Source organism: Hymenobacter terrenus, from assembly GCF_000972495.1.
GTDB lineage: Bacteria > Bacteroidota > Bacteroidia > Cytophagales > Hymenobacteraceae > Hymenobacter > Hymenobacter terrenus.
This window is the reverse complement of the sequence record NZ_LATM01000071.1, coordinates 1-5579: the sequence shown is the minus strand read 5'-3', so window position 1 is coordinate 5579 and position 5579 is coordinate 1. Positions and strand designations below refer to the sequence as shown.

At 50.5% G+C, this 5579-nt stretch carries 7 protein-coding genes; 6 read left to right on the top strand and 1 reads right to left on the bottom strand.

Features of this window, described 5'->3' with window-relative positions; translation table 11 throughout:
* On the bottom strand, nucleotides 1-400 hold a 400-nt coding region (locus tag WX88_RS28425), incomplete at its 3' end, for a GntR family transcriptional regulator (RefSeq protein WP_156176473.1).
* Nucleotides 401-603: 203 nt separating this feature from the next.
* Here WX88_RS28425 and WX88_RS32040 point away from each other — a divergent pair.
* The 6 genes from WX88_RS32040 (at nucleotide 604) to WX88_RS26270 (ending at nucleotide 5234) form a co-directional block, all read left to right on the top strand.
* Nucleotides 604-810 carry a hypothetical protein gene (locus WX88_RS32040; RefSeq protein WP_046247409.1) on the top strand — a complete coding sequence of 69 codons (207 nt, stop codon included), beginning with the start codon at nucleotides 604-606 and terminating at the stop codon, nucleotides 808-810.
* 13 nt (nucleotides 811-823) lie between these two features.
* A complete protein-coding gene (locus WX88_RS26290) occupies nucleotides 824-1138 on the top strand; it encodes an ROK family protein (RefSeq protein WP_046247408.1) in 315 nt (104 codons plus the stop codon).
* Entirely contained in the window at nucleotides 1135-1746 is a 612-nt protein-coding gene (locus tag WX88_RS26285; protein WP_046247407.1) for a gluconate 2-dehydrogenase subunit 3 family protein, read from the top strand. The genes WX88_RS26290 and WX88_RS26285 overlap by 4 nt, the downstream gene beginning before the upstream one ends.
* A gap of 111 nt (nucleotides 1747-1857) precedes the next feature.
* Nucleotides 1858-2334 carry a c-type cytochrome gene (locus tag WX88_RS28420; RefSeq protein WP_052733141.1) on the top strand — a complete coding sequence of 159 codons (477 nt, stop codon included), beginning with the start codon at nucleotides 1858-1860 and terminating at the stop codon, nucleotides 2332-2334.
* A gap of 180 nt (nucleotides 2335-2514) precedes the next feature.
* Nucleotides 2515-3444, top strand: a complete 930-nt coding sequence (locus WX88_RS26275; RefSeq protein ID WP_156176471.1) for a sugar phosphate isomerase/epimerase family protein — start codon at nucleotides 2515-2517, stop codon at nucleotides 3442-3444.
* 56 nt (nucleotides 3445-3500) lie between these two features.
* A complete protein-coding gene (locus WX88_RS26270) occupies nucleotides 3501-5234 on the top strand; it encodes a GMC oxidoreductase (RefSeq protein ID WP_046247406.1) in 1734 nt (577 codons plus the stop codon).
* Nucleotides 5235-5579: the final 345 nt, after the last annotated feature.

The window sequence follows — 5579 nt, the reverse complement described above, 5'->3', positions numbered from 1 at the left end:
TCGGGCCGCGCTCGGCCGGCAAGAAGGTAAACTCCTCGGGGAAGGTTCGCAGAGTGGGTTTCGTCAGTACCGTTGTCGTGATAAGCTCCGCCGCTGGCGCGCAGGCCGCTGGAGACGTGTCATCGGGCGGCAGTAGGTGGGCGGTGAGGGACACCACGCCCAGGCCGATGGGCAGCGACTGCACGACGCTACCCTTGCCTTGGTGCTTGCGGATATACCCCTCCTGCACCAGCAGCGCCAAGGCCTGGCGGATAGTAGGTTGCGTCAGCCCGTACTGGTTCTGGAGCACCTTCTCGGACGGCAGCAGCTCGCCGGTCTTAAAAATTCCTTTAACAATGTCCTGCCGCAGACTTTCGTAGAGGTATTGGTACTGCGGAATACGAATCAGCTGTTCACTCATACAAAGGGGGCCAAGTGCGTGGGCAAAGATACAGGCCCGCTCAGCACCCTGGCTTGAGGAATGATTTTGATATCAAGTGCTAAAATATGCCACTAAAAATCAGCTGGCTGTACTCTTATTTTTGAGCTTATTATAATAAGTTGTTTGGGTTGTGGGGTGATTTATATACCTTCGGCTCGTTGAAGTAATGCATCACTCACGCCATGAAGCAACCCTGGTTATCAGGAAAGAAAATTGTCGTTGTCGGGGGTACCACGGGTCTGGGCCTGTCGGCGGCTCAAGCCTTTGTGGCTGAAGGGGCCGCCGTCATCTTTATGTCCGACCTTTCCCGCTTCACCACGGGGCAGGTGCTGTCCATCGACGGAGGCTGGAGCGTGAGCGAAGGGCAACTCCAACCGTATTCTTGTTAACATCTACCTCATTTTGAGTCAGGCAATCGGCATTGATTTAGGCGGCACGCGCATCAAAGGCGTGCTGGTCGACACGGCTACGGGGGCGGTGGGGCAGCAGCTGCTCACGCCCACCGGCGGCGGTGCGGGCCAGGCCTGGAAGCAGGCCATTACGGCCACCGTGCAGGCCCTGCAAGCGCAGGCCGCGTGGCCTTTGTTGGGCGTGGGGCTCTCGGCGCCGGGCCTGCCCACGTCCGATAATGCCGCCATTGCCTGCATGCTCGGCCGTCATGAGCCGCACCGTGAGCGGGCTGAACGAGCAAAAACTCTAATCGTAAACTTGTTATGAACCGTCGAGACGCCCTCGCCCGTGTGGCTCTTTTAATGAGTGGTACCATTATTGGCGCCGACCTTTTCCTGAGCAGTTGCTCTTCACCAGCTTCCAAGGAGCAGAAAGCAGCCTTGCTGGACCCTGGCAAAAAGGCCCCCTCAACGCCCTTTCTTAATGCCAGCCAAATCGGCTTTCTAGACGAAGTAGGCGAAACCATCCTGCCCACGACCAGCACGCCAGGGGCCAAAGCCGCGCAAGTGGGCAGCTTCATGGCCGTGATGGTGCGAGACTGCTACACGCCCGCCAACCAGAAAATATTTCTCGATGGCCTCACCCAGCTAGAGCAGCGCAGCCAGAAGCGATACAACCAAGGCTTTATGGCCCTCAATGCAGCCCAGCGCACCGCCCTACTCACCGCTCTGGATGCCGAGCAGAATGCTCTCACCGCCCACCAGCGCCCGGATGCCCCCAGCCATTATTTCCGCATGATGAAACAACTCACGCTGCTGGGCTACTTTACTTCAGAAGTGGGTGCTACCAAGGCGCTTCGCTATCAGCTCGTGCCCGGCCGGTACAACGGCAACATTCCCTACAAAAAAGGCGACAAAACCTGGGCCACTACGTGAGCTACATGACTTGCCAAGGCACTTTTGAGGAAAACACCTGCGCTATGCTGGCCGCCTTCTTTGCCTTATGCCTCGCCCAAATCTTTTGAAATCAAACGTATGTATTACCGAATGAAAATCAATGTTTTATTGCTCGGCCTTGGCCTAGCACTAGTCGGCTGTGAAACCGGTTATAAAAGAGATGGCCCTGATGAGCTGGCCAGTTCGCAAAAAGCCGCGTCGACGGAGTTGAGCCGTGACAGCACAACAGGAACGACTCTTCCGGCCGCAGCTCACCACCCCCAGGCAGATACGAGCGTTGCGAAACTTGGCACCGCGCATACCGGGGGCGTAGTATCGGGTGGCGCAGCCCTGCTGGCGGCTTCCGACTGCGCGAGCTGCCATAAGGAGAGAGAACCGCTAGTAGGCCCGGCCTACGTTGCCATAGCGCAGAAGTATTCGGCTACCGACGCCAATGTCAACCTGCTGGCTAATAAGATTATTCGGGGTGGCCAAGGCAATTGGGGTCAAGTACCGATGACCCCGCATCCCGACGTGTCGCTGGCCGATGCGCGAGCCATGTCGGCCTACGTGCTCAGCTTAAAATAGGCGGCCCCGCTACCAGCAAGCTTTTGTGCGCTGCCAGCAGGCGTTTGGCAGTTGCGATGGCCTAGGCCGCGTGGCCGGGGCCGCCGCTTCGCCTCCCCTAGGTTAACCTAACCATTGTTAGCAATTCACAGCTATTTATGCTGCCGCTAAATGGACTCTCGCATTTTTAGTTACTAACCCATGCAAGCCAATATGATTGATGAAATCAAGAGCTCAAGACGTGACTTCATAAAGAACTCCGCCTTGCTTTCGGGGTTCTTTTTATTGCCAGATGCAGCAAAAGCCGAAAGCCTTAGTAAAAGCATTCCGGTTTACGCGCACCTATGGGTTTATGCCAGTGCTTTTCCTCCCACCTGGGACAGCACCCCTGTTCTAGATACCGTCTTCTCCGACCTTAGCTATGCCGGAATAGAAGGGGTTGAGTTAATGGAAATTAATTTAAAAGGCGAAAACTCGGTCAATCGGCTTAAAGAGCTTATTTCTAAATATAATCTTCCAGTATCCGGCACTTCCTACAATGCTATTGCCCCCATGTGGGTTAAAAGCAACCACGAAGCTGTGATTAATGAGTTTAGCTTGGTTGCCGACAGATTGAAAAGTGTTAATGGCAAGACCGTTGGTATTTCGGTGGGAGATGCTCGCCGTAAAAAAACGGAAGATGAGCTGGATGTTCAGGCAGAAGTATTACAAAAAATGCTGAAAGTCTGCGAGGAACGTGGCCTTGTACCTAACATCCATAACCATACCTACGAAATCGAACATGATTTACACGACTTAAAAGGAATGCTTACCCGTGTGCCGGAACTTAAGTTGGGACCGGATTTAAACTGGCTGATACGCGGTGGCGTCAACCCAGTGGATTTCATTAATACGTATGGCAAGCGAATCGTGTACCTGCACATCCGCGACCAATACGCTGATGGCACCTGGACAGAAAATGTGGGTCAGGGAGCCACTGATTTTAACGCTATTGCCAAAGCATTAAAACAACAAAGCTTCCGCGGACAGGCCGCAATAGAGCTTGCTTTCCCCAATAATTTCAAACCCATCAATCCGCTAAAAAAAGATTGGAAAATAAGCCGTGAATTTGTCAGACGTACTTTTGGATAGTAGAGAGTAGTCAAGTAATAGCATCTTTTTAATTACGCAGCTAATTCTGTAATGAGATGGACGAAAACGAAAATAAACCCAAAGGGGCTGCTAATATAAATGCTGGTGGTAAGCAACAGAACACCTACGATGCTATAGTGGTAGGCTCGGGTATTTCGGGCGGCTGGGCAGCTAAAGAGCTATGCGAAAAGGGCTTGAAAACCCTTGTTTTAGAGCGTGGTCGTAATGTAGAGCACATAAAAGATTATCCTACCGCAACTAAGCATATTTGGGAATTTCCGCATCGGCTTAGCAACACCAAGCAATTTGTTGCCGAGAACCCAGTATTAAGCAAATGCTATGCGGTTGATGAGTCAACTGAGCACTTTTTTGTGAAAGATGCTGAGCATCCTTACGAACAAAAAAGGCCTTTTGATTGGATCAGGGGCTACCAGGTTGGTGGCAAATCATTAACCTGGGCGCGTTGGACCCAGCGGTGGAGTGAGGTAGATTTTGAATCTAACTTAAAGGAAGGTATTGCTGTAGACTGGCCGATACGCTATAAAGATCTTGCCCCATGGTATAGCTACGTAGAGCGCTTTGCAGGCATCAGCGGCAACAGAGACGGCTTGTCTCAGGTGCCGGATGGCGAGTTTTTGAAGCCGATGGAAATGATGAAGATTGAGAAGCATCTCAAGCGGAAGATAGAGAAGCAATTTCCTGGTAGAAAATTGATTATGAGCCGCACGGCTAACTTATCAGAACCTATCAACGGTCGTGGTCCTTGTCAGTATCGTAATCTGTGTAACAGAGGCTGTCCCTTTAGCGGATATTTTAGCAGCAATGCCGCTACCCTGCCGGCTGCAAAGGCTACTGGTAATCTTACCCTACGACCCCATTCAGTGGTGCATTCTATTATTTACGACGACCAGAAACAAAGAGCAGTAGGCGTTAGAGTAATCGATGCGCTAACCAATGAGGCAACTGAGTATTTTTCAAAAGTTATATTTATCAACGGCTCAACACTTAATACGACGTTGATTATGCTAAATTCCACGTCAGCTCGTTTTCCTAACGGATTAGGAAATGACAGTGGTGAGCTTGGTCATAATTTGATGGACCATAATTACAACGGAAGTATCTCGGGTATTTTTGAGGGATTCGAAGATAAGTACTATTACGGGCGTCGTCCAACAGGCACTTATTTACCACGTTTCAGAAACTTTGGCAACGATAAACGTACTGACTACCTGCGCGGTTTTGCATATGCAGTTATTAGCGACCGCCAGGGCTGGAACAGATTAATTAATGAAGTGCCTTTAGGTGCAGAATTAAAGAGCCAGTTGACAGAGCCAGGCGTTTGGAGTACTACACTTGTTGGCATGGGCGAATGCTTGCCATCCCACGATAATAAGGTTGCGCTAAGCAAAACCCAAAAAGACCAGTGGGGCATTCCGCAATTAGAAATTGATGCTTCCTTTGGCAAAAATGAGCACGCTATGATGAAAGATATTTTGGCATCTGGTGCCGAAATGCTGGAAGCAGCCGGTTTCAAAAACATTAAACCCAAAGATTCTGGAAATGCCATGGGCTTGGGAATCCATGAAATGGGAACAGCTCGCATGGGAAGAGATTCTAAGACATCTGTATTGAATGGCAACAATCAAGTTTGGGGTGCAGAAAATGTGTTTGTCACCGATGGGGCAGCGATGACTTCGGGAGCTTGTCAAAATCCTTCACTTACTTATATGGCGTTAACGGCACGTGCCGCGGACTTTGCGGTTCGAGAATTGAAAAAACAAAACATTTAGACAGAAAGAGAGGATATTCAACATTTGGAGACGTTGTCCGGAAGGATTGGGATGAAGCTTCCTGTTCGCCACCAACTCTAACTGGTGTAACAGTCGGGCCGGCTCACGGCCAAGACTTCGGGCATCCCATTAAGCCAAAGCAAAAAGCTGCCATATAATTGGCTTTTCTCTATAATCATAAGTGAGAGAGTCTAATTAAATTCTATCGCAAAACTGATTGCAGCTACCAATCAGTTTTGTGGTATTGATATAATAGCTGCACTCAGTATCCTTACTAAACGTAGCTGCCTTATTAGAACCGCCCCTGCAAGAGGTAGTGGTCGGTCCGGGCGAAGAGCCGGGAGA

What these genes read in the sequence shown, in the direction of transcription:
- WX88_RS32040 (WP_046247409.1), top strand. Translation starts at nt 604, where the DNA reads ATGAAGCAACCCTGGTTATCAGGAAAGAAAATTGTCGTTGTCGGGGGT.
- WX88_RS26285 (WP_046247407.1), top strand. Translation starts at nt 1,135, where the DNA reads ATGAACCGTCGAGACGCCCTCGCCCGTGTGGCTCTTTTAATGAGTGGT.
- WX88_RS28420 (WP_052733141.1), top strand. Translation starts at nt 1,858, where the DNA reads ATGAAAATCAATGTTTTATTGCTCGGCCTTGGCCTAGCACTAGTCGGC.
- WX88_RS26275 (WP_156176471.1), top strand. Translation starts at nt 2,515, where the DNA reads ATGCAAGCCAATATGATTGATGAAATCAAGAGCTCAAGACGTGACTTC.
- WX88_RS26270 (WP_046247406.1), top strand. Translation starts at nt 3,501, where the DNA reads ATGGACGAAAACGAAAATAAACCCAAAGGGGCTGCTAATATAAATGCT.